Source organism: Pseudoalteromonas sp. A601, from assembly GCF_002165575.1.
Taxonomy (GTDB): Bacteria; Pseudomonadota; Gammaproteobacteria; order Enterobacterales; family Alteromonadaceae; genus Pseudoalteromonas.
The window spans coordinates 1-24,232 of sequence record NZ_MXQF01000005.1; the positions used below are offsets into that span (position 1 = coordinate 1).

Below are 24,232 nucleotides of genomic sequence, written 5' to 3' on the forward strand. Positions count from 1 at the left end.
ATGAAGAAAATTAACCTATAGACTTAAGTCTAATACCGAGTAATTGCTTATTACTATCAAATGATAATCAAAGGTAACTTTAATGCTGCTTAACCACTGCAACCACCCTACTTTCGCTAACTGCTCATCGATTAAAGCAAGGCTACAGCTCAGCACAATAATTATTACACAGCCTATTCATCTATAAAAATATTTATAGCCACAGGTAAAACTTAATCAGTTTGAGAGTCGCTATAATTAACCTACAAACTCCCCCGCCCATATGCCATAATCTAAATAATTCATAAATTTAGTAACTTGGCGGTATTTCAACCGTATCGAGCTAACTTAAAGGGTTTTTTAATGGCTTATCAAGAGCAAAATCAAGCAACTATTTATTGGCACGATTATGAGACCTGGGGGGCCAGCCCGCAAAAGGATAAGCCGAGCCAGTTTGCTGGTATTCGTACCGACCTTGATTTAAATATTATTGGTGAGCCACTGATTGAATATTGCAAACCAGTGGCTGATTACCTACCGCACCCTGAGGCATGTTTAATCACAGGTATTACCCCACAAGTGGCGATGCAAAAAGGCTTAGTGGAAGCGGATTTTATAGCCAAAATTCATGCCGAATTTAGTGTGCCCAATACCTGTGTAGCTGGGTATAACAGTATTCGCTTTGATGATGAAGTAAGCCGTTATAGCTTTTATCGTAACTTTTACGACCCTTATGAGCGTGAATACAAAAACAATAACAGTCGCTGGGATATTATTGATTTAGTGCGCGCCTGCTATGCGCTGCGCCCTGAAGGTATTGAATGGCCATTAAAAGAAGATGGTAGCCCGAGCTTTAAATTAGAACATTTAACCGTTGCTAACGGCATTGAACACGCCGCCGCGCACGATGCACTGAGTGATGTAACGGCCACTATTGCATTGGCAAAGCTAATAAAAGAAAAGCAGCCAAAACTGTATAACTTCTTTTTTAGTTTACGTGGTAAAAAAGCGCTCGCTGAACTTGTTGATGTATTTAACATGACGCCGCTAGTGCATACATCATCCCGCATTCCTGCAACGCAAGGTTGCACCAGTTGGATTGCGCCGATGAGTTTTCACCCAACGAATAAAAATGCAGTGGTATGCTTTAATTTAACTGAAGACCCACAAGTATTACTGGATTTATCGGTAGAGGAATTACGCACTCGCCTTTACACAAAACGCAGCGAACTTGGCGAAGATGAACTGCCTGTTGGTTTAAAACTGGTACATTTAAATAAATGTCCTATTTTGGCGCCCGCTAAAACGTTATTGCCTGAAAACGCCGCACGCTTAGGTATTGACCGTGAGCAATGTTTAAAAAATCTTGCAATATTAAAAGCAAACCCAGGCCTTCGAGACAAAGTCACTGAGGTATTTAACGACAGACCTGATTACGGCAAAACCACTAATACTGATTACATGCTCTATGATGGTTTTACCAGCAACGCTGATAAAGCCAAATTTGCTATTATCCGTGATGCCAGCCCTGAGCAATTAGCAGGTATGCAATTAGATTTTGAAGACAAAAAATTTGATAACTTATTATTTAAGTACCGTGCCCGTAACTGGCCGCAATCACTGAGCCAAGACGAGCTCGATCAATGGCGTCAGTATTGCCAAAACAAATTAATGCATGGTGAAGATCAACCATCAATCAGTGCACAAGATTTTATGATCACCCTTGAAAACCTCGCCCATGAACATGACGATAACGAAAAGAATTTAACTATTTTAAAGGCGCTGTATAACTACGCGCAGAGTATGTAGTTTCCCTATTGCTTATAAACAAACAGCGCTAGTTTGCAAAACTAGCGACAAGATTTAAGGCCGCGATTAGTCGCGGCTTTTTAATTTAAAATTCAAACTCTAGGGCAAGACGAAAACTGTGATCTTTCCCTTGTTGGCTAAGCTCGGTGACAAACCCTGCTTCCCACTTAAGTTGTCGCTTCGCCGAAAATCGATGCAGGCCAATAAAACCGGGGCCAATACCCAAGAAGTCTTCTCCGGCGTATAGCTCTAAAGCAGGCTGAAACTCAGAGCGAAAACGATAGCGATACTGTGCGCGAAACTCAGTTTCCCATTCGTTTTTAATATCACCACCCCATTCATACACTAAAAATGCATTCATGGTGAGGCTAGTACGACCAAACTCCTTTTCCCATAAAAAGCCCGTTGTGGCTTCATAACTATCTTTGCCTTCTTGCGTTTCAAGTTCAAATAAAGCGCCCCAGTCAGCCCAAAAGCGCCCTTGTTCAACCAACTGCCAACGCAGTTCTAGCTCGTAGGCTGAAAAGCCAAAGTTACCGTCATCATCGCGCTCTCCAACCGCATAGCCTTCCAAACTCATGGTGTCGTTTAATGAGCCACCAAAGCCAACTCGTTGGGCTAAAATATTTCCTTTATCGGTTTGATGAGAGATCAGACGCCATTCAAACTCACGTTCAAATGGTAAAACATAAGGGTGGTAAACTTTGTCTACGACTATTCCATCGGCTCGCACACTAGACGATGTTATAAACAAAAGTGAAGTTAAGCAGCACGCGAGAATAAACCTCATGATGGCTCCTTTTGAGAAAATTGCCGAATAAATACTATGCTGGTACAAATAAAAACTAAAACCGCAGCTAGATATAACCATAATGCAGTTTTGCTTGGCGTTGCTTCATAGCCAACTAAGGCCTTTAGTACACGGCCTAACTCTGAGTTTTCGACTAGCACTGCACGCCAATCAAAGTAGTTGGAGGTAATATTGATCAAATCAATTTGGCTGGCTAAATCTAATGCGATAAGTAATTTTGCCGAGGCATTAAAAGCCAAAAATAACATCAGTGGATATACACCAAATCGTGCTTTAACACTGTGCAGTAAAAATAATAGCAACACACCAAAACTACCGCAGATCCCGATTCCCAGAGATGTTCCTATAAGCAAGGGTTTTGCTGTGTCAGTGTTATGCCAAAAACCAACCAGATAAATAAAATAGTGACTCAGATACAACGCCATAACCGCCACTATTACAAGTAATGCGAATAAATGTCGCTGCTTACAACTTACAAGTGACGCAACATACACAATGACGCACAACAGCATTTGACTAAACTCTAAGCCGCGATAATCAAATAACTGGCTCAACCACGCTGCACTTTGTACATAAATAATACTACACAGCAACCCAACAAAAGCGGTTGCTATGAGCATTCGCTGGTTTAGTGTTAGCAATGACTGTAACAGCACGAGCAAAATTACGACTGGTAAAAGCTGATTAATACTCATCAACAAACTAGTTATCAGCATCAATCTTTCCTTCTACTAATACTGCGCCATGGGCCGTATTAGGTGAAAACTCGCCAAAAAACTCATAACGCCCAGGGCTCAGTGGCCCAATATAAATCACACTACGGCGATTTGGATACAGCACTTTCTCACGATTTAAATCGAAGCTGTCAAACTCTTCTGGTGTACTATCTTGATTTTCAATCAAAAGTTTTAGTTTAGTATTGGCCGGTACGATGATCTCCGCAGGATAAAAAAGATGATCTTTTAAAATTAATTTATATTCTTTAGCAACACACGAAAACGGTAATACGCTAAATAGCAGCAGGCTAATAAACCCTAAGCAGTTATTCACTCCCTGCTCCTTGCATAAATTCAACTCGCACTTGTAAGCCACCTAATTCACTATCAGCTAAAGAAATACTCGCGCCATAAATTGTTACTATATGTTCAACTATCGCCATACCTAATCCGGCACCTTGCTCACCAGAGGGGTGTTTATCACCTCCAACACGGTAAAAACGATTAAAAATTCGTGCTTTATGGGCATCATCAATGCCAGAACCTGAATCATCAATTTGCCAACCTAACACACCGTGTATATTGTTTAAGCGGATCACTATATTACCACCACTTGGCGTATACTTTATGGCGTTACTTAATAAATTACTAAATAGGGTTGCTAAGGTAAATTGGTCGCCATTAATAACATAATCATCGCCTTCAATACTGATCGTATGCTGTTTTTCATCAAGTCGTTCGTATAGCTGTGCAACCACTTGCTGGCTGATCTCAAGCACTGAAATTGGGCTAAATTGCGCCTGCCATTGCTCAGGATATGTGCGCCCTAAAATCAACATTTGTTCAACAATATTACTTAGTTTATCGATACCTTTAGCCATTGCATCAAGCTCTAAACTATTATTACCTTGAGTGCGTAAGTTATGTACATTTATTTTTAAACTACTTAATGGAGTACGTAATTCATGGGCAGCATCTGAGGCAAAAAAGCGCTCTCTTAAGTAAGCACTTTCTACACGCTTAAACAGGTCATTTAAACGTGAGATCACCGGTTTAATTTCATGCGCGTTTACTTGCCAATCAATTGCAGTGAAGTCATTAGCTTGCCTCGTCTTTAAAAGCTTTGAAAGACGAGTTAAAGGGCTTAGACCTTGCTTAACGAATAAACTAATTAATATCGCCAGTAACGGCACGCTCCAAAGCAAAGGAGTCATTGCTGATAAAATCATCGTTTCGCTAAGGGCATAGCGTTTACTTAATGGCTCTGCCACCAGCACTTGTTTTGTCTGCATGGTTAACCTAAATACTCGCATACGCTGCCCAGCTAAGTTTTCAACACTAAATCCATTCAGACTCGGTTTTTGCGCAAGCTCGGCTAATGATTCAGACGCACTGAGTAAGTTGTTATCTTGCCATATTTGAAACAGTAATTGGGTGAGATCACTGCGTAGCATCGGCGCATCTGTGTGTATAGGTTGTTCGATTAATACATGAGCAATAGTCTTTAATTCATTATCAAGTAACTGCTCAGCTTGCATCATGCTTTCGCGGTAACCTTTACTAAAGGCTAAAAAACAAGTCAAAATCACTGTTGATAAAATAATCAGCGTGAGTCTGCGTTTGATTGACACTAGCGCTTGCCTACCACGTAACCGATACCTCGTAAGGTTTTGATCAACTCTTTAGGAAGTTTTTTACGAAGATGGTGAATGTGTACTTCAATAGTATTTGACCCGACTTCTTCTCCCCACTCGTACAGCTTGCTCTCTAATTGTTGTTTAGATAACACGCGACCTTGGTTTTCGAACAGTGCTTTAAGAAGCATAAACTCTTTACGTGGTAAATTAATAGCTTGCTGATCCACTGACACAGTGAATGCTGAAGTATCCATCACAATGTTAGCCACTGTAATTTTACTTGATTGCGTTTGAGTTACGCGCCGACTAGCGACTCTTAAACGGGCAAATAACTCAGCAGGGTCAAATGGTTTAGCTAAATAATCATCAGCGCCTAAATCTAACCCTTGTACTTTATCGTCAATACTACCGCGTGCCGTTAAAATAACGACAGGTAAGTTAGGGCGATGTTTTTTGACGTGTTTTAATACATCAATACCATCGCCATCAGGTAGGCCTAAATCCAATACTAGCAGTTCAATTTCATCGCTTTGTAACCATTGCATCGCTGAACTTATACTCGCACAATGTTCAACACTGTAACCTTGTTGGCGAAGTGATCGACATAAGCCTTCAGCCACCAATTTATCATCTTCAACAAGCAATAAATGCATATTATCTCTTTAGTTTCTTCTCGACTTTGGCCAACAGTTGAGTTATTTCTTGCTGGCGATATAAATCCGCTTTTGGCCTACCTGGGCGTGCCGGTGCCTGTTGGGCAGCAAGTAAATGTTTTTTTGCTTTTTTGTACTCTCTTTCGTCATACAAAAATGCCGCGTATAAATAATTACTATCGATGCCGTTTGGATTTATATCAAGCGCTTGGTTGAATAATTCATTCGCTTTGTCATCATCACCAAATCCAATTGGCCAACTCGGTACTTTACTGTAAAGAGTCGCTAAACTGGTGTAAGCAGAGCCTGATAACGCATTAGCATCAATTTCTATGGCTTGCTCTAACTGTCCTTTAGCGTCTTTTGCAAATCCTAACGCACCTAAGCCCCCTTTTGCCCCAGCGTAACTCGAAAGCACAATACCATACCAAATATGGCTTTGAGCCTTATCATCGTAGGTCTTTGCAAACCCGGCAGCCTGCTTTGATAACTTTTCAAATGCATTGAGCTGCGCTTTATCTACTAACTCATAATTCACAGTTGCCCAACTGGTTTGCACTTGAGCTAATTCGCTTGCAAGATCAGCATGTGCAGTACTGGTTAAAAATATCCCAGATAACAAGCAGCTAATATAAAGTAGTTTAGTCATAATCATTCACCTTTATCAATTTTATCTACAAAAAAACTTTTAATTTTAGGAAGTTGCTTTGCAATTGCGTTATCTACTAAGGATGGAAATGCCCCATTTAGTTTGACAAATAAGCGCTCTGGAAAGCCAATGTAACTGCGTGAATTTCCAGAGCTCAATAATGAAATAAGCGCATCTGCCACTTTATCGGGTGGATCCATTGTATTGCCTAAAGCTTTATTCATCGCGCGTACTTGCACGGAATTGATAGTTGTATCAGTAGCTCTAGGTGCTAAATATAATATTTTTACATCACAGTGACTGAGTTCGCGGGCCAGCGCTTCTGTCATTCCTCGTAAGCCAAATTTACTTGCGCAATATAAGGTTTGATAAGGGTAACCAATACTGCCAAACGATGATCCCACATTAACTATTGAGCCTTTTTTAGCTAAAATTTGTGGTAAAAATAGCTGGCATAGCTTAATTGGCACCGACAAATTAACTATCAGTAAATCATCTATTTGCTGCTCCGTCATTTCACTAAAACCTTGCATCACATTAATGCCAGCGCTATTTATAAGCATTGTTGCACTGCCGAGTGATTTAGCATGTTCGAGTAAATTTTGCCGAGTCTGTGCTGATGTTAAATCGCCAATAAATATCTCACAGTCTTGGCCACACTTAATCTGTAATGCCTCAAGCAGTGCTTGTTGACGACCCACTAACAGTAAACGCCAGCCATGCTGAATCAACTTTAATGCCACGGCTTGACCAATTCCGCCTGTCGCACCTGTTAACACGCAAAGTGGGCGGTTCATGCACTTTGCTCCAAGTCACTATTTACAAACTGTGGATCTGTATCTAATTCACGAAAAATATTGCCATATAACTTATAAAAACATTTAGCGGCATACACTATTGCATGTTGATCTGCAGGAGACTCTATTTTATTCATTAAATCTTCAAAAAATTTCACATGCTCAATATCCAAAGCGCCATGAGATGTTAAATAGCTAAATGCTTTTTTAGGTAACCCGGTCATATTGGCTATGTTACTTGCCGCATTATCGGCTAACGCAATTGATGTACCTTCGAGCACATGCACCATGCCAAAAAATGCCAATGGGTTACCCCGATTAATTGTATCGTAGGCATAAGCTACCATTAATTCAGTGGCAAATTTGGGAGCACTTTGACGTACTTGTTGTTTATCAAAACCACACGCTGCAATATCATTGAGCACCCATTCTTGATGGCCTATTTCTTCTTCTATATATTCTGCAACAGCCTCACGGATCCACTCTTGTTCAGTCGATAATTTCGCGCCCACGGCCATCATTAATGGCACCGTATGTTTAACATGATGATAGGCTTGTGCTAAAAATGAAGCATACTCAGTCGTGCTTACTTGCCCGTTAAATACCCGGGTAATGATCGGTGCAGCCAATAAATACTCGCGCTCTGCTTGGGTGTGTGATTTTAATGTCTCGAAAAAATTACTCATAATATTGCCTCACTGTACAGTGCTGTTAGTTGTGCATGATAATAGTTTGCTATTGCTTGACGTTTAGGACGGTTATTACTGGTTAATAACCCCTTCTCTGCAGTAAATGGTTCAGCTAAGCGATGAAATGTTTTAATTTGGGCATATTCAGGCAATTGTGCGTTAATACCTCTAAAATGCTCGGCTAACACAGCATCAGCCATATTTACTGATGTATAAATAAGCGCCACTAAATGCGCTTTACCTTCACCAAAGACTACAGCTTGTTGTACTTCGCTGTTACTGAGTAGCAAAGATTCAGGCCACTCAGCGCTGATGTTGCGCCCAAAGCTAGTAATAATTTGGTTTTTTAAACGCCCCTTAATAGTTAACCGACCTTGTTGTTGAGAAACCAAATCTCCCGTTGCATACCAACTCGTTTGATCATGAGACTGTTGGCCTAAATAGCCTAAAAATAAGGGTCCTTTAATAAATAGCTGTCCGTCTACCAGTTTGCTTTGCAAGTGATTTAACACCCGCCCTGCACACTCTATATCATCATCATTTGGCGTGTTTAAGCTCACGACTGATGAAGCTTCAGATAAGCCATAACCTTGGTAAACTGGTAACCCTAAACTGCGCGCTATACTGATCAATTCACTGCTGAGTACAGCGCCACCAACGGCAATAAACTTCAGGCTCTTTGGTACTGTCCATCCCCGCTTGGTAAACCAGACTAAACAGGTCAATAATTCAGGTACCAAAATAAGCGTGTTCGGTTGCACACGATCAATGGCGTTGATCAGTTGACTGGCATCATTTAATTTTGCTCCAGAGAAGCCTAATGCTGGCAGTGTCATAACATGCACTTCACCTGCGGCTAATAACGGTGCAAAAACCCCTGCAATGTTTTCAAGTAATACTGGTAAAGGTAATAAACACAGATGTTTTGGCTGTTTTATCGCTATTTTTTTATGTAATGAGGTCGCCACTTGTAATTGACTTTGTAAAGATAAACACACTCCTTTTGGCTCACCAGTAGAGCCTGAAGTAAACGTTACTTTTTGGGTATCTGTAAAAAATGTTGTTGGGCTCGAAGCGCTTACTTTATAGATATAAAGTGAGTAGCGGGTTAACACGCTCAACGTCGTAATACATTCTAAGCCATCAAGTTCACAGAGAGTGTCGCTGACAAAATGCGAGACGCCGCTTTTATTCACGCTATTAGTTAGCTGTTGTGGACTAAAAAAGGTTGGCAACGGAATACTCACCTTTTGTAACTCAATCAATGCAAAGTCTACAATTAACCAAGCTGGTGTATTGTCCATTACAAACGCCACAGCTGATATATCCAGCGCTTTTAAGTCGTTAATTAACTCGGCCACTGCTTGCATTAGCGCCTGCTTACTGATCAGCTGCATTTGTTGGTCATGATGATCAACAATCACAGTATCAAGCGCTGCATGTGGTAGTTGCGATAAAAACCCCATTATGCCTCCAATTGAGATGCTAATTGGCAACTCGCTTGATGATAGCGCTGTTTAATATTAAATAAATGAGGAGTGTTTAATACACAATCATGAGCAGCCGCTAAATCAACTACACACAGTGTTGGTTTATTTTCATAATAAGCCCCCCAATCAGCTGGGTTATCAAGTGCCTGACTATTAGCTAATGCAATTTCAGTGCAATTAACCCCCAGCACTTTTAATAATGCTCTCACCTTTACAGTGGCACAAAATACTAAGCATTTTGCGCCAATTTGGTAAAGTGCTTCAGTCGTTAGTACAAAATGAGCGAGAGTTGCTTTGCGATTGGTTGAACATAAATTACCAAGCTCGTAAATATCTACCCTCGGTACATCAACAAAGGTATCAATCGGCTCTGGTAAGTATTGCTCAATAAATAGTGATTGAGTAGCAGCTCTAAGTCCTAATGTGCAAGAATCAGCAGCAATACTTAATTGGCATAATATCGGCATAAACTGCTTAATATTAGCGCCATAGGCTCTGGCAAAACTCGCTTTAACAACCTGCTCTAGTTGCACACGCAAGGGCATGTTTGCATTTGCACACACATAATCGTGTGTGTTCGTAACAGGCAAGTTAGTAACTTGAAGTGATTGCATAGTGTTCGCTCTTTTTAGACTATGGTTAAAATCTAACGAGCAAAACTTAAATAAACCTTAAGAAAAATTAATTTTTATAAAAAACCCAAACAATGTTTGGGTCAGTGATTACCTAAGCGAAGATTTCAGAGATAACAAAGCACATCTACCCGCTAACTACATGCTGAAAATAGATTTATTATCCGATAATCTACTTTTTATGAAGTGCTTCAATACGTGCTAATAAGCTTGAAGTGTCATAGCGACCACCACCAAGCGCCTGAACATCAGCGTAGTATTGATCAACGGTTGCAGTCATCGGTAAAGTAGCGCCGTTGTTTTTCGCTTCATCGAGGGCAATGCCTAAGTCTTTACGCATCCAATCTACGGCAAAGCCAAATTCGTACTCGCCCTGCCACATGGTTTTATAACGGTTTTCCATTTGCCATGAGCCAGCGGCTCCTTTTGAAATAGTTTCAATCACTTTTTCGCCATCAAGGCCGGCTTGCTTGGCAAAATGCAGCCCTTCAGCCAAACCTTGCACCACACCAGCGATACAAATTTGATTCACCATTTTACATAATTGACCAGAGCCGACTTCACCAAGTAACTGGCTAAAGCGACTAAAAGCAGCCATAACGGGTTGCACTTTAGCAAAGACAGTTTCATCTCCACCAGCCATTACCGTCAATACGCCATTTTCAGCGCCCGCCTGACCACCTGAAACAGGCGCATCAATAAACGCGATATTTTGTAATGCCGCCTTTGCAGACACTTCGCGTGCAACTTCAGCTGAGGTTGTCGTGTGATCCACTAAAATAGTGCCATCTGTCATTCCTGCCAGAACGCCATCGTTACCGTAAATCACTGAACGTAAATCATCGTCATTCCCAACGCACATAAAAACAATATCTGCATCTTTAGCTGCAAATGCTGGAGTCAGAGCAACATTACCTTTGTACTGTTGTGTCCATTGCTGTGCTTTATCCGTTGTGCGGTTATACACAGTAACATTGTGCCCAGCATTAGCTAAGTGGCCAGCCATTGGGAAACCCATTACGCCTAAACCGATAAATGATACATTCATTGACATAAAACTTTCCTATTTCAGTGGTAACTTAAAAAGATACTTTGATTATCTCAACCGAACAGACAAAAAGCGAATGAAAAAGTCTTCATTAAATTTCTTCATGGACGATACAGTACAGGTAAACTATGGATAGCATATATCAATTCAGTGCCCCCCTTTATAACGGCGAAGATTTTGCTTTGAGCCAGTTAAAAGGTAAAACTATTTTAATCGTCAATACAGCGAGTAAATGTAACTTTTCAGTGCAATTAGCTGCGCTTGAAAAGCTGTACCAACAATATAAATCGCAAGGCTTTATCGTTTTGGCTTTTCCATGTAATCAATTTGATTACAATGAGCCTCTAGAAAACGCTGATATAAAAGATTTTTATCACCATCATTTTAATGTTAGTTTTCCAGTGTTTAGTAAGGTAATGGTAAACGGGCCTGACGCCCACCCGTTGTTTAACTATTTAAAAACACATACTCGGGGAATTGCACAAAACCGCGCAATAAAATGGAATTTTACAAAATTTCTTATAAACTCAGAAGGTCAGTTATCTGTGCGTTATGCCCCGCGCACAAAACCCGAAACCTTAAAAATGGTGATAGAGAGTACCCTCAATGAATCAGATGACAGTAGCGCTTTTCAGTTCGCAAAAATATGAGCAAACCCCTTTTGATACATGCTTGCAAGACCAACCAAGCATTTCAATCACTCATTTCGAACAAGCGCTCACTGAGCAAAGCACCATTTTATGCAAAGGTTTTGATGCTGTATGCATATTTGTAAATGATCTCGCTAATGAAGCAGTAATAAAACAACTAGCAGAGCAAGGAATTAAATGTATTTTATTACGTTGCGCAGGCTTTAATAATGTGGATTTAACAGCTGCTAAAGCCCACAATATAAAAGTATGCCGTGTGCCAGCGTACAGCCCTGAAGCGGTTGCCGAGCATTGTGTAGCCTTGATGCTCACGCTGAACCGCAAAACCCATAAAGCGTATAATCGCATACGTGAAGATAACTTTGATTTAAATGGCTTACTTGGTTTTAACCTGTTTAAAAAAACCATTGGCATAATTGGCTGTGGTAAAATAGGCCTTGCGCTGGTAAACATTCTAAACGGTTTTGGCGCCAACGTTTTAGTATGCGACCCCTACGCCGAACAAGGTGATTATACGCTTTGCGACCTTGATACATTATTAAGACAAAGTGACGTCATCTCATTGCATTGTCCACTGAACGACCAAACACACCACATAATTAATGAGCACGCCTTTAGTAAAATGAAACAAGGTGTGATGCTTATTAATACCTCACGCGGTGCATTAGTCGATAGTAAAGCATGCATTAGCGCACTCAAAAGCAAAAAACTTGGCTATTTAGGCCTCGATGTTTACGAGCAAGAATCAGAGTTATTTTTTAAAGACCGTCGCGACGAAATCATGCAAGACGATATATTTTCACGCTTAGTAAGCTTTCCTAACGTGTTAGTCACCGGACATCAAGGCTTTTTTACCAAAGAAGCATTAAGTGAAATAGCCCAGACTACAATTAATAACGCGATTGAGTTTGCTAAAAACCAGCCGCTGAGTAATGAGGTTAAATAAGGCTAGGTGCTAGATCAAAGTTTAAAAACCGAGGCAAAAAAAATCAACCAAGTGAGCTTTGTTTAAGCCCGTTATGTTCCTTAAGCTGGTGTGGCTAATATCAGCTCTAACGCTATTTAGAATTCAGTTGAATGGCTGCTCCGAGGGAGCAGCGGACAGTGATAAATTATGATGTATGAAGTCAAGGTTGATTTGACCCCATTAACTCAGTATCGATAACACAATTGCTATTCGTATGATTAACCTGCTTAATTACTCAGGCTAGTAGCGGCTGTGCGTGAGAAAATATCATTGCTTAACTGTTAAATATTAGGTTTCATAGGGGCATAATAAATACTGAGCTACGCAGGGATAGCTTAGATAGGGCAGGCATGCCGATGAAATTGGCTTGATGTAGCTTAGGTCATAAAAAGCAAATTCCCATCGCATAAAGAACACCAACTCTGACACACCGAGCAGGTAGTGCCTCAGTCCAACAAGCGATTATGCGACACAAACTGCGTGTCGCATAAATACTAAAATGTCAGTCTTCATGGATAGACCAGTAAAACGGTCTTCACCGCATAGAAATGCTCGGTGTACACAGCAAGAAATACAATGATAGTACTTTGTATCAACCCAAACTTATTTGACGCTTTCGTGCAACGGCCATACATCACCGTGTTTGTTTTTTGAACTAATTAAAAGTTAGTAAAAAATAGAGGAAATACAAACTTTAAAAATGGGTGTCTTTTTTGTTTCTCTCTTTGATGCTGGCATTGGTGAATTTAAATTTCTTTTTCATATAAAACCTCAGTTGATTGGTTATAACCAAGATTTTGATATGTGTTTAAATAAGTTTTAAATGCAAAATTAGATCTGTAAATTTTTTATAATTGCTTGATACATAACTCTCTTCCAATGGTTTTTAAACTCTATACTTTCAATAACAGGTTTAAGCAAAATTCTAGCTATTAATTCAGGTTCATCAGGAAATTGTTCTGACATAGAATTAAGTTGCGGTAACAACTCTCCTAGATGAGAACTCGCCACCCTTCCATATATTCTTGCCAGTTCGAATGCCCTGAAATGTTCTTCAACTCTGCTCTTATCATGCTCCCCCCACTGTTCTGGAGCTGATACGTAATAGTTTATTTCTCCAGGCTGACCCTCTTTATATTCAGCAAATACCCACTGACTGTTAAAAAAAATAAAATTATCCAAATAAGGATGAATAATCTGCTTTTCCAGTTGTTTAGCATATCTAGTTCCTTTGCCATCCATATTACAATCTCGACAAGATGGTATTAGATTATGAGGAGTAATTGAAAAAAGTGGGAAATGCTTTTTAGGTAAGTAATGGTCGAGATTTCTAGGATTACCAATCCCACCACAAAAAGGGCACCGTTCCTGCGCTGTAGCCATTATTTTATCATAGGCTTTCCTACCTACAGGCCTTTTAACCATATAGTAGTTATAAAGTTCTTTCAGCTCGTCAGAATGAATACTGCCAACAACTGGTTTATCAGAGTTTTCTTTCGAAAGAGCTGGTATTTTATATAGCAAACCTTGCTCGCCCAAATCTACATATTCATCAGCCAAATTTATTAACTCTGGTAAACTTTGGTTGTAACGCTTTTGCTCTTTTTTGTCAGTTATTCCATCGGCACAAGCATTAAACGTATATTCCATATCTATTTTCTTTAAATCTAACTTAATCATTTTCCTTGCGCTCTCTTTCCATGATCAATGCTTTTAACAACGCTCGAGCTTCCATTCCTAATTGACCACGATATTCGTGAACAATATCTTCATATTCTCCTCCAGTAGCTACAGATTTGGCTAAAAGATCATAAAAGCCAGACATTGCAACCTCTAATCCAAATACTTCTTTTGTTAAAACACCAACATTTTCCCCGAAAGTTTCGACTCTCGGCCTCCAAGTTTCCATAGTTGAGCCAATACGATTCACCTTCCATACGCAAGACTTGGGCACCTCTTGAAGTACAACGGGAGAATGCGTAGCAATAATCGCTACTGCATTTTTGTCATATGTTAACTCACTCAATGCTCTGATAAATGCTGCTAATAACGGTGGATGTAAATGACTTTCAGGTTCATCTATCAAAATTAATGTTTTTTGCCCTACAGTTGCTACTAGGCGAGTTATAGTTAAGAGGACTATCGCATGTCCTGAGCTCATTTTCGTTAAATCATCTTCAATAGACTTAAGATATAGTTTTCTATAAGCATCGGGGTTTTTTCTAATTTCAGGATCTACCCCGTTTTTAAATTCTTTGTACTTGCTATACAGGGACTGAAGACTCATAGAATGAAAATTTTCATCTGAACCTAGCTTTTCTATAGCTCTATGCCAACGTTCTCTTTTTTCCTTTTTTCTGAAACACTCGATTAATGCAGCGGCGCAGTCTTCTTGTAGATCTTCGATAGTTCGATTTTTCCCACCTCCATCAAAGCTTTTTAATCCAATATAAAAGTAACATGTCCCCTTAGCAGGATCTGATTGCTCTGATGGTGGAGTAAAAGGATCAAATGCGCTAAATGAAACAGAGACTAAGCTACTAAGTAATCCGCTTCAATAGGCTGCTCTTTCCTGCGTTCACAATCCATAAACCTAGTAGTACTAGAGTCTGAAGTATTGGCTATCGAATCTATCATTCTATTTAATAAAGTCGTTTTACCTACGCCATTTCTACCTATAATGGCATGGATATTGGTGCTTGGGGTGGAACTCTTTTCAACATTAAAGTCTAGCCTTATCTGAGCCATGTCAAGGGTGGAGTCTCGAACAAAAGCAAAATCATAATCTGTTAAAGCTGGAAGTCCATTTAAGACTCTCTGAAAACCGAGTTTAATTTCAGATAAAGTGGTATCCCTTAGCAATGAAGTGCTAAATACTTCCTCTTCTCTAATTGTCGAAATGATCTCATTATTGAAGACGATATCATTTAGGGGCTTTAAAATAGCCTTTTTTACTATATCTGAGTAAGATGCTAAGTTTTCGTAAAAGGGTTCATCGACCCCGAGTGAGAAAAATTTACTACATAGTTTAGTAAATGACTTGTCTAGCTGTGAATACGTACTCTCACTCGATGTTTGCCCTTTAAACCCAATTCGAATACTGCCAATACCATCTAATTCCCCGTCTTCATTACAAAATGATAAATAGAACATTGTTACAAATGAAAAATCATTCCAATGATCTATTTTCAAATACACTGTACTAGGTTTTGGCGCAGATATACTGGCATCTCTAGAAATAATCCTGAATTCCATACTCTTTCCTTTTTCCAGTTCATTCTACAATGGTAACTTATTTTTTAGAGTAAATTCAGGAGTAATACCTGAATTCAAGTGAAAAAATATTTTGAAAGAAAACTTAAAATGACATATATGGTCACTTCGCCTGAGTCAAATTTTTAGGTGATTTTTATTCTTTTACAGTACATTTTTGTTACATAATGATCATCGCGCCAGCGAGTTTTTACTAATAAAGGTAACGGTCTTATGACATATATCCGGCGTCTAGTGGCTATTTCGTTGCCGCGCCCTCATGAGATCCAAAAAGTCTTATTTGCCTTTGCACCCACGATGCCTCTAGGGCAGATGTCATACTGAGGTTTCAAATAAGACAATACCGTTTAATTCATCAGTGCTTATACCCGTTTGGTCCTATAAGTTTTAATAAAATTAATCTGTTACTAATAATTACCTAAGCCGTCTTTAGAAGCCAAAGGGTCAAATCTTGTCTTCAGACATTAAAACTCCTCAACGTCTGCAATTGACATACTTCTGACTATCAGGTTTGGTTAAGCCCTGTTTATCTGCTTATATAAATCAACCACTTAAGTCACTTAAATATGCCTACTCACATTTTACGAATAGCGTTTAGTTTATTTACCTTGTTGATCACACCTAAATCAAACAGTTGCTGTGCGCTGGAACCCAAAGGGGTCAAATCTTGCCTTCAGACATTAAAACTCCTCAACGTCTGTAATTGACATACTTCTGACTATCAAGTTTGGTTAAGCCCTGTTTATCGGCTTTTATAAATCAACCACTTAAGTCACTTAAATACATCTATTTGAATTTTACGAATAGCGTTTAGTTTGTTTACCTTGCTGATCACACCTAAATCAAACAGTTGCTGCGTTGTAGACTTGAGCAATTGCGTTTCTTCAGGCGTTCTATGTTCTTTAATGATTAAGTTTGCATAGCTGATTTGCAGCCGGTTTAATGCACGGGTTTTCTTTCTGCATTCAAAGCATTTGATTGCATGTGCATCAACCCAAAACTTTAATTGTTCAAACCAGTATTGCTGCTCTTTAGCAAAAAATATAAAAGCTCTGTGACAATCGACACAGTGCTCTGCTATATCAACGTAGAGTTGCCTTGGATATACACTGTAACTTTGTGTTTCTATAACTGCGGGGATTGCTGTTTCTGGAAAGTAACGCACATTTTCGTATCGCCAATGGGCATTATTGATTTCTTGTTTTGTATAGCTATTACCAGAGGGAATTGGCTCGCTGCCATATAGTGGATGGTTCACATAATTGCTCATATTAGCTATTTTCCAAGCACAAAAAGGATAGCTAAAGCCCCTACTGCTAGCGCAATAATCAAACTTTTATTTAGCTTACTTAACCAAGGAGAAACAGTAGCATTTTCTTCTGAGTCGCTTACTCGTGGTTGAGGCTGTTCAACAGTTGGTCGTGCTGGTAGTTCGCTGTCGGCAAGCTGTTTTATAGTCATGACAACTTGCTCGCCAGTAACGGCATCGCCATTAGCAATCGTTAAATTCTCAATAATGCCATTACAGTCTGCCATCACTTCTAACACGACTTTGTCTGTTTCAACATCAAATAACACATCGTCTACGTAGGCTAATTGACCTTCATTAACATAAAGGTTAGCAATTTTTGCTGTTGATACCGAGTCAGGTAAAGTCGGTATTTTAACTTCTCTATTCATGATCCCTCCTTGGATGTACTAACCCTCAAAACTAAAAAACTGACGGCTGACGGCTGACGGCTGACGGCTGACGGCTGACGGCTGACGGCTAAACTATTAACCAAACGCCACGTTAGCAAACACGGCGGTCATTAAAATAGGGCACACAAAGCGAATATACTGAGCAAACCAAAACTTAAAACCACTGCTTGCTTGGTGCAGTTGGTTACCACGGCGCCATAACCACCCTACCGTAATAAAATAAAACAAGCCCATTAATGGCAGCTGATATTGCGTTAATACCATAATCACTAAACCAAATAACCAATCAAAATTAAAGATGATTAATGAAGAGGCTGCCAGTACGGTGAGACTCACAATAAAGGTCGCTGATTTACGTTCTACTTGGTGGTTTTCAACTAAAAATGCTACGGGGATTTCGGTCGATGAAATGGTTGAGGTTAATGACGCTATCGACATCAAAACAAAAAACAATAAGCCTACCACTAAGCCTATTTCACCCATGGTATTAAATAGCTCTGGTAAAATTGCAAAAATAAGTTGGCCTTCACCAATGAGTTTACCATCAGCAAAAACTTGTACACCGTTGTGTTGCGCCACATAAATAGCAGGAATAATCAACAAACCAGCTAGAAACGCTACGCCAGTATCAAGCAATGCCACCGATGCAGTTAAGCGCGGTAAGTTAGCATCGGGTTGTAAATACGAGCCGTAAATCATCATACAGCCGACACCGAGTGACAATGAAAAGAACGCCTGCCCCATAGCGGCTATTATCAAGTTTGGGTCGAGTATATGGCTAAAATTTGGCACTAAATAAGCTGCAAACCCTTCGTTTGCACCATCAAGGGTGGCGATGTAGGCAATTAAACCCACTAGTAAAACTAACAACATTGGCATCAAACGACGAGACCAAGTTTCAATGCCCGATTTAACCCCTTTTAAAATAATGCTGGCAGTCAAGATGAGCATCAGCGGCGTAAATACAAAATTTCGCGCCATTGAATCTGTTTGTAAAAAATTACTTATATCAGTAAAACCGAAGAAGGTGGTAATGGGCTCAAGCGCATAAGCAAGCATCCACCCTGCTACAATCGAGTAAAAGCTTAGCATTACTATGGCGCCCGCTAGGCCTAAATAGCCCGCAGCCGCACCTACTTTTGGTGCTTGATCTTGCCATGCGTTTTTAAGTGCTTTAACTGGGTTAGCTTGTGCTTGGTGTCCTAAATACAGCTCGGTGTACAAAGCAGGCACAGCCAAAAGAAATATAACAATAAAATAAACCAGTAAGAACGCACCACCGCCGTGATTCGCCGCTTGTGTAGGAAAGCCCCAAATATTACCTAAACCAACCGCAGCACCAGAAGCCGCTAAAACAAAACCAAGGCGGCTTTGAAAACCATCACGCAATTGTGCCATACATCTACTATCTGTTATTATTTTTCATTATTGTGAATTAAACCATATTTCACAGCGACTGAGTAATAAATTTGTCAATGCTGGCACAGACCATTAGTAAATGCGCACTTTATACCCAGCTTTTATATTTTCACTGCTAGCCATCTGGACTTTATGCTTAACCAATACTTTGATCAGCACCTAACTGTAAACCCATTTAGTGCGTCTGATATTAATGCACAAAGCGTTTTAATGTTAAACGCAGAGTCTATTAACTTTGCTGATTTTGCATTAGATAATTTACTCAGCCCATTTGAGCAAGCTGTTATTGAACGCAGAAAAAGCAGTAAAGCAAAACAAGAGTATCTCGCCACACGTTTACTGCTTAAGTTTTTAGTGAAACACTGTTTTACTGAATTTGCCAATACATCCGCTCATCACATAAGCTCTGAATTTGATGACCATAGTAGCAAGCTTTTATTGCATATAAAAAACACCGATACCGTTTTGAGTAGTTGTTTATCTCATTCAAACGGTTTTGTTGGTGCGGCGCTCAATATTGAGCGGGTCGAGTTTGGATTTGATATTGAGAAGGTAAGCTTAAAACGCCCGTTTGAAAAACTGGCTAAACATTTTTATCATCAACAAGAAGTCAACTTAATAACCCAAACCGAGCAATGTGCTGCCCAGCGTTTTTTTAGGATTTGGACCTTAAAAGAAGCACTCGCCAAAGCGACTAGCCGCCCTATTGCTCAACTTCTCAGTCCACATGTTTTCACCGAGCTCGCAACGGCTAATTTAAATGCTAAAAGCACGGTATTTGAAGGCTTTGACATATCTATCGTGAATAAAAAAAGCACTGACTGGCAGTGCTTTTATATCACTGACTTACAGCAATTAAGCAGCGCTTTCGAGCTCAAGTAAACGGCTATGAATAGCTTGAACAACTAAATCTGATTCAGCTTGTTCAACTAAAAAGCATAAATTGTGTTTGCTCGCACCGTGACAAATTAAACGAATGTTAAAATCACTAAGCACATTCATTAAGTTTACTTCTTGTTGACGCAGCTGAATTTCAGAGCCAATGAGCGCCACCAGCGTTAGGTTGTTTTCAACCGATACATGGCAAAATTCAGCAAGTTTATCTAAACAATCTTGATCAAGCTCAGGGCGAGACGCATTCGGTGCATTATCAAGCGTAATTGCCACACTGATTTCAGAGGTTGTCACTAAATCAACTGAGATATTAAACTCACTCAATATAGTAAATACGCGCGCTAAGAAACCACTGGCTAAAAGCATTTCAGGGCTTTTTAGGGTTAACAAAATTTGGTTTTTACGTTGCGTAACAGCACGAATACCTGGCACTTGAGATTTTTCACGTTCGATCCACGTACCACCACGCTCAGGCTCTCGGCTTGAACCTACAAACACACTAATGTGGCTTCTACTGGCTGGTAAAATTGTTGCAGGGTGCAATACCTTTGCGCCAAAGGTGGCCATTTCTGCCGCTTCATCAAAGCTTAAACGGGCAATAGGTGTGGCTTTTACGCACAAACGCGGATCGGTGCTAAAAATACCCACAACGTCTGTCCAAATGTGTACACTTTTCGCGTTGACAGCCTCTGCTAATAACGCCGCGCTGTAATCTGAACCACCACGGCCAAGGGTAGTTGTTTGTCCATGGGCATCACTGCCAATAAAACCTTGAGTAACAACAACATGTTCTTTTAGTAATGGAATTAAATGCGCTTTTGCCGCCATTGCAGTCGCTTCAACATCTGGCGTTGCTTTTGAGAATTGGCTATCAGTTTTTAATACTTGGCGTACATCAAAACGCACCGCATCTAAACCATTTAGGCGTAATACTTGGGTAAATAAATACGACGATAAACGCTCACCAAAGCTTAATAATTCATCGTGTTGTTGCTTAGATTTAAGCGTTTCACTGGCAAGCGATTTAAACGCTTTAATTGTTTCAGTAAAACCGTGTGCTAAATCAGCATCAAGCGACAGTTCATTTAAAATGGCTTCTTGAATAGCAATCACACCATTAATGTGTTCGCTGCGCTCTGGTACAGTTAAGTCTTTTTGGCATAAAGCAACGAGGTGGTTTGTTACACCGGCGCTGGCACTCACAGCTACAACGCGCACTGTGTTATCAGCTACAATAATTTCACTGCAACGGCTCATTGCGTCAAAATTAGCTACGCTTGTACCACCAAATTTAGCGACAACGTAATCTGATTTTGCATTGCTTAATTGTTGCGTGTTATTTGTAACTACTTGGGTATTCATGTCGTCTCCTGTTGTGGCATTAACCACGATAATACAAGAAGAACTTGGCAAGGGGGTGCTTGATAAGAAAAGTCCACTGCCAGAAGCTCTCCACCTAAATTGGTGACAGTTTTGAGGATTCAGCCCCATAAACCGAAAAACCACTGTGACGTCAGTTGTTCTTCTCGGCGAGTATTTCCCTCCTTAATGATCAAAAGCAAACGTCGCTTCACATTAAGTACCTAAATATCGCACCTCTTCTGAATGTTAGATTAACTACTTTAAATTAGTGGCTAAAATAACAAAGCCCGCTATAAAGCGGGCTTTGAAAGTTATCGTTTAGACGTCTAGCTGTCAAGTTGTTTTATTAAATCTCGTACGATTAAATAAAACTCCCGGCAACATAAGATCCAACATAACCTACCGTATAAGCAATTAATAAATAAACCGACATACGTAAATAGCTCATAAAGGTCAGCGCTTTTACTTTACTCATGGCAATAATACCCGCGGCCGAACCTATAATAAGCATAGACCCACCCACGCCTGTGGCATAGGTAAACGACAGCCACTGCTGCGGGCTCATTACGATATCGGCTTTTAACAATGCAGCTGTTAGCGGCACGTTATCAACCGCAGCTGATAGAATACCCATGAGGTAATTTGCATATTGCGCAGGCATTAGCTCATATAAGTTAGTGAACTTACTAAGCATACCCACTTCTTTTAATGCACCAACGAGTAACAGCACACCAACAAAAAATAGCAAAGTGTCGTATTCTATTTCGCGAATGTAATCGATGATTTTTTTGTTTACGTCTTTTTTGCGCATTAAAAACTGTGCAGTTAAAAACATCAGTGACAAACCAAACAAAAAGGTCAACAACGGCGGTACATGGTAAAGTACACTAAGCATTAATGTAGCCATAATGGTTGATAAGAAAATAACCGCGATAGTGATATCGGTTTTTTCAATGCGACGCTCTTCTTGTTTGGTAAACTCAACAGCACCATTTAAGCCAAACGACAGCATAATTGCCAACAGTGCAACACTTGAAAGTGCTGGCACAATAAGCAATAGCAAGTTTGCTATGCTGACTTTACCATCGAGGAAAATCATCAAGGTAGTTACATCACCGGTTATGAGTGACACCCCACCAGAGTTCACACTAAAAACGATTAGCGTAGCGTATTTAATGAGCTTTTTCGGATCGAGTTTTAACGACATCACGACTGCAAGTGAGATAAGCGTAGCGGTAATGTTGTCTGATATCGACGAAAATAAGAAGGAAAAGCCACCAATTAAAAACATCAGCTTACGTTCGCTAATGGCACTTGGCATCACTCTGTGCACAATATTTTGGATAAAACCTTTGGAGTTCAAATAGGCAACAAAAGTCATTGCAGCCATTAAAAACAACCATAGTGTGGCAATCTCTAAAATATTGTGATCAAGTTGATGTTGTATATTTTCGGGGCTTTGCCCGTTAAGCGGCGAGATAAATAAGATAATCCAGCATAAAGTGCCAAAGAAAAGCGTAGTTTTGGCCTTGTTTACATGGATAATATCCTCTATAACGATGAGCACAAATGCCAGCGTTATCAGGGTTAGGATAATTGACGTTACCATGGTATTTGAACAACCTTTAGAAAAATGTAAAAATTGCATTCTTGATGTCACTTATGTGACACGGCGCGCAGTCTAGCACCAAAGGCTTTGTAAAACTATTGCCAATTACCTATTTTATTACTAATCGCTGATACAGCCTAAAAAGAGATTTACTGGAGCGTTATGATCCCAGCTAAAAAGTTACTAAATACCCTAACCGAGCACTGGGGAATGCTAGAACTATTATTTAAACGATTTAAAATGGCTGATTTTAGCTTAAAAGACGTACAAAATGCGATCAAACAAAAACAACCAACTTGGTCAAACGAGCGTATTTACAAAGAAACCAACCGACTTTTAAATCAAGATATTATTATTCCATTAGCAAAATCGTCTCAGCTTGAGATTAACCGTGCTATTGCTGATTTTGCAACCTTTTTATTGCAAGAAGAACATTTGGGGCTTGCGCAAGAAATCAGTGTTTTAGTTGAAGATTTAGCACGCTTAGGCAACCGCTTAGCCAATGCTGGTGAAATTGAAGACTACGATGAATTACGCCGCTTTAGTCGCATTATGGATGACCGGGTACGTAAAATAATGAAGCTGTTTGCTCATAACGAAAACGCGATTTTAAATATTGTGGAGCAAGCAAAAGCCAATAACGCGGTGCAATCGTTGCAAAAACGCTACAAAGCAGTCATTGAAGCCTTTGACGAATACATCGAACCCATGCTCGAAATGGTTGATATTCGTGGTGACTTTCATGCTTGCTTTAGCACTATTGAAGAACAGATAAGTACGCAAATAGTGCATATAGAGCGCTCCGGTAAAGCGTATCAAGATAAACGTATGCTTGAACAATTGCGTACGCGTATTTTGGAAATGCACCTTGTTGGACGCGAGAGCTTACGTAAAAGTGCCGATATGCTTATGCCTCTGCGCGAAGAGCTGCGTCGTAATAATATGATCACCCGCCAAGCAGCGAAAGTACTTGGTTTGATTCGTAAAAATGGCGTAGACAACATGCTAAGCAGTGTGCAACCGCATTTTGTATCAGATGCTCAGCGCTTTTCACTGGGTCAACAACGCCACATGGTGGCTTATATGGCTGGCTTAGTGGAATTTGAACACAGTGAATATGAATTGCCTGACCAACAAGATGTGCCAGCATATGTGACACCGAATATTCCAGATTATAACAATGTTAAAACCAGCTTTAAAAAGCGTTTTAATGCTAAACGTAAAAAGCCAGAGCCTCTATTAACTTTTCTTGGAGAAAGTTACCCAGAACTCGAAGCCGACGAAATGCTGTTTTTATATCAAAAACTCGTTAGCGATACTGATATTGAAATCAGTCAAAGCGATGAAAAAATGCGGGTTAAAATCGCCGGACAACACTTTTCACTCTTTCCATTTAATACAAAGCCTGTTGATCCCACGCATAACCAAACAGGGAATGAGTAACCTC

General features: G+C 39.9%; 24 protein-coding genes, 1 pseudogene and 1 riboswitch. Of the genes and pseudogenes, 5 read left to right on the forward strand and 20 right to left on the reverse strand.

The annotated features are described in order from the left end of the window. The first annotated feature begins 342 nt into the window (after positions 1-342). Positions 343-1,788, forward strand: a complete 1,446-nt coding sequence (sbcB, locus tag B5G52_RS05045) for an exodeoxyribonuclease I (protein ID WP_087531619.1) — start codon at positions 343-345, stop codon at positions 1,786-1,788. Positions 1,789-1,873: 85 nt separating this feature from the next. Here sbcB and B5G52_RS05050 read toward each other — a convergent pair whose 3' ends face one another. The 11 genes from B5G52_RS05050 to B5G52_RS05100 all read right to left on the reverse strand — a co-directional run bounded on the left by B5G52_RS05050 (position 1,874) and on the right by B5G52_RS05100 (position 10,916). After that, positions 1,874-2,578 carry a hypothetical protein gene (locus tag B5G52_RS05050; RefSeq protein WP_087531620.1) on the reverse strand — a complete coding sequence of 235 codons (705 nt, stop codon included), beginning with the start codon at positions 2,576-2,578 and terminating at the stop codon, positions 1,874-1,876. Next, positions 2,575-3,315 carry an iron transporter gene (locus tag B5G52_RS05055; protein WP_087531621.1) on the reverse strand — a complete coding sequence of 247 codons (741 nt, stop codon included), beginning with the start codon at positions 3,313-3,315 and terminating at the stop codon, positions 2,575-2,577. The genes B5G52_RS05050 and B5G52_RS05055 overlap by 4 nt, the downstream gene beginning before the upstream one ends. Further along, positions 3,302-3,628, reverse strand: coding sequence for a cupredoxin domain-containing protein (locus tag B5G52_RS05060; protein ID WP_254911149.1), 327 nt, complete (start codon positions 3,626-3,628; stop codon positions 3,302-3,304). The genes B5G52_RS05055 and B5G52_RS05060 overlap by 14 nt, the downstream gene beginning before the upstream one ends. Before the next feature lie 13 nt (positions 3,629-3,641). Continuing rightward, positions 3,642-4,946, reverse strand: a complete 1,305-nt coding sequence (locus B5G52_RS05065; protein WP_087531623.1) for an ATP-binding protein — start codon at positions 4,944-4,946, stop codon at positions 3,642-3,644. Continuing rightward, positions 4,946-5,605 carry a response regulator transcription factor gene (locus B5G52_RS05070; protein WP_087531624.1) on the reverse strand — a complete coding sequence of 220 codons (660 nt, stop codon included), beginning with the start codon at positions 5,603-5,605 and terminating at the stop codon, positions 4,946-4,948. The genes B5G52_RS05065 and B5G52_RS05070 overlap by 1 nt, the downstream gene beginning before the upstream one ends. A 1-nt stretch (position 5,606) precedes the next feature. Continuing rightward, positions 5,607-6,254, reverse strand: a complete 648-nt coding sequence (locus tag B5G52_RS05075; protein WP_087531625.1) for a hypothetical protein — start codon at positions 6,252-6,254, stop codon at positions 5,607-5,609. Between the two features lie 2 nt (positions 6,255-6,256). Then, on the reverse strand, positions 6,257-7,051 hold the full coding sequence (locus tag B5G52_RS05080; protein ID WP_087531626.1) for an SDR family oxidoreductase: 795 nt from the start codon (positions 7,049-7,051) through the stop codon (positions 6,257-6,259). Then, positions 7,048-7,737 (reverse strand): TenA family transcriptional regulator, encoded by a 690-nt coding sequence (locus tag B5G52_RS05085; protein ID WP_087531627.1) that lies wholly within the window; start codon positions 7,735-7,737, stop codon positions 7,048-7,050. The genes B5G52_RS05080 and B5G52_RS05085 overlap by 4 nt, the downstream gene beginning before the upstream one ends. Further along, positions 7,734-9,206: an AMP-binding protein gene (locus B5G52_RS05090; protein ID WP_087531628.1), complete on the reverse strand. Its 1,473-nt coding sequence runs from the start codon at positions 9,204-9,206 to the stop codon at positions 7,734-7,736. The genes B5G52_RS05085 and B5G52_RS05090 overlap by 4 nt, the downstream gene beginning before the upstream one ends. After that, a complete protein-coding gene (locus tag B5G52_RS05095; protein WP_087531629.1) occupies positions 9,206-9,844 on the reverse strand; it encodes a thermostable hemolysin in 639 nt (212 codons plus the stop codon). Before B5G52_RS05095 ends, B5G52_RS05090 begins: the two co-directional genes overlap by 1 nt. Positions 9,845-10,034: 190 nt before the next feature. Further along, on the reverse strand, positions 10,035-10,916 hold the full coding sequence (locus tag B5G52_RS05100) for an NAD(P)-dependent oxidoreductase (RefSeq protein WP_087531630.1): 882 nt from the start codon (positions 10,914-10,916) through the stop codon (positions 10,035-10,037). A gap of 122 nt (positions 10,917-11,038) precedes the next feature. On the opposite strand from B5G52_RS05100, the gene B5G52_RS05105 reads away from it, so the two are divergent. Together B5G52_RS05105 and B5G52_RS05110 are read left to right on the forward strand one after the other, a co-directional pair. Continuing rightward, entirely contained in the window at positions 11,039-11,560 is a 522-nt protein-coding gene (locus tag B5G52_RS05105; protein WP_087531631.1) for a glutathione peroxidase, read from the forward strand. Next, entirely contained in the window at positions 11,526-12,506 is a 981-nt protein-coding gene (locus tag B5G52_RS05110; protein WP_087531632.1) for a 2-hydroxyacid dehydrogenase, read from the forward strand. The genes B5G52_RS05105 and B5G52_RS05110 overlap by 35 nt, the downstream gene beginning before the upstream one ends. A 528-nt stretch (positions 12,507-13,034) precedes the next feature. Here B5G52_RS05110 and B5G52_RS21880 read toward each other — a convergent pair. From B5G52_RS21880 to B5G52_RS05135, 7 genes and pseudogenes are all read right to left on the reverse strand, one after another. Next, a pseudogene (locus B5G52_RS21880) lies at positions 13,035-13,158 on the reverse strand (transposase); the annotation flags it as partial. A 200-nt stretch (positions 13,159-13,358) separates the two neighbouring features. Further along, on the reverse strand, positions 13,359-14,207 hold the full coding sequence (locus B5G52_RS05115) for an HNH endonuclease (protein ID WP_087531633.1): 849 nt from the start codon (positions 14,205-14,207) through the stop codon (positions 13,359-13,361). Beyond that, complete coding sequence (locus B5G52_RS22290; protein WP_254911141.1) at positions 14,200-14,814, reverse strand: AAA family ATPase; 615 nt, start codon at positions 14,812-14,814, stop codon at positions 14,200-14,202. The genes B5G52_RS05115 and B5G52_RS22290 overlap by 8 nt, the downstream gene beginning before the upstream one ends. A gap of 245 nt (positions 14,815-15,059) precedes the next feature. Further along, a complete protein-coding gene (locus B5G52_RS22295; protein ID WP_254911142.1) occupies positions 15,060-15,782 on the reverse strand; it encodes a GTPase in 723 nt (240 codons plus the stop codon). 790 nt (positions 15,783-16,572) lie between these two features. Further along, on the reverse strand, positions 16,573-17,058 hold the full coding sequence (locus B5G52_RS05125) for a zinc-ribbon domain containing protein (RefSeq protein ID WP_254911143.1): 486 nt from the start codon (positions 17,056-17,058) through the stop codon (positions 16,573-16,575). A gap of 17 nt (positions 17,059-17,075) precedes the next feature. Next, positions 17,076-17,480 carry a biotin/lipoyl-containing protein gene (locus tag B5G52_RS05130; RefSeq protein ID WP_087531635.1) on the reverse strand — a complete coding sequence of 135 codons (405 nt, stop codon included), beginning with the start codon at positions 17,478-17,480 and terminating at the stop codon, positions 17,076-17,078. Between the two features lie 96 nt (positions 17,481-17,576). Then, positions 17,577-18,899, reverse strand: coding sequence for a sodium-dependent transporter (locus B5G52_RS05135; RefSeq protein WP_087531636.1), 1,323 nt, complete (start codon positions 18,897-18,899; stop codon positions 17,577-17,579). Positions 18,900-19,052: 153 nt separating this feature from the next. On the opposite strand from B5G52_RS05135, the gene B5G52_RS05140 reads away from it, so the two are divergent. Next, complete coding sequence (locus B5G52_RS05140; protein ID WP_087531637.1) at positions 19,053-19,802, forward strand: 4'-phosphopantetheinyl transferase superfamily protein; 750 nt, start codon at positions 19,053-19,055, stop codon at positions 19,800-19,802. Here the strand turns inward: B5G52_RS05140 and lysC are convergent. Further along, entirely contained in the window at positions 19,776-21,176 is a 1,401-nt protein-coding gene (gene lysC, locus B5G52_RS05145) for a lysine-sensitive aspartokinase 3 (protein WP_176372509.1), read from the reverse strand. The genes B5G52_RS05140 and lysC overlap by 27 nt on opposite strands. 75 nt (positions 21,177-21,251) lie before the next feature. Continuing rightward, positions 21,252-21,423, reverse strand: a riboswitch (Lysine riboswitch). A gap of 114 nt (positions 21,424-21,537) precedes the next feature. Further along, entirely contained in the window at positions 21,538-22,785 is a 1,248-nt protein-coding gene (nhaD, locus tag B5G52_RS05150; protein WP_087531784.1) for a sodium:proton antiporter NhaD, read from the reverse strand. 162 nt (positions 22,786-22,947) lie between these two features. On the opposite strand from nhaD, the gene B5G52_RS05155 reads away from it, so the two are divergent. Beyond that, positions 22,948-24,228, forward strand: coding sequence for a hypothetical protein (locus tag B5G52_RS05155; RefSeq protein ID WP_087531639.1), 1,281 nt, complete (start codon positions 22,948-22,950; stop codon positions 24,226-24,228). The last annotated feature ends 4 nt before the right edge of the window (positions 24,229-24,232 follow it).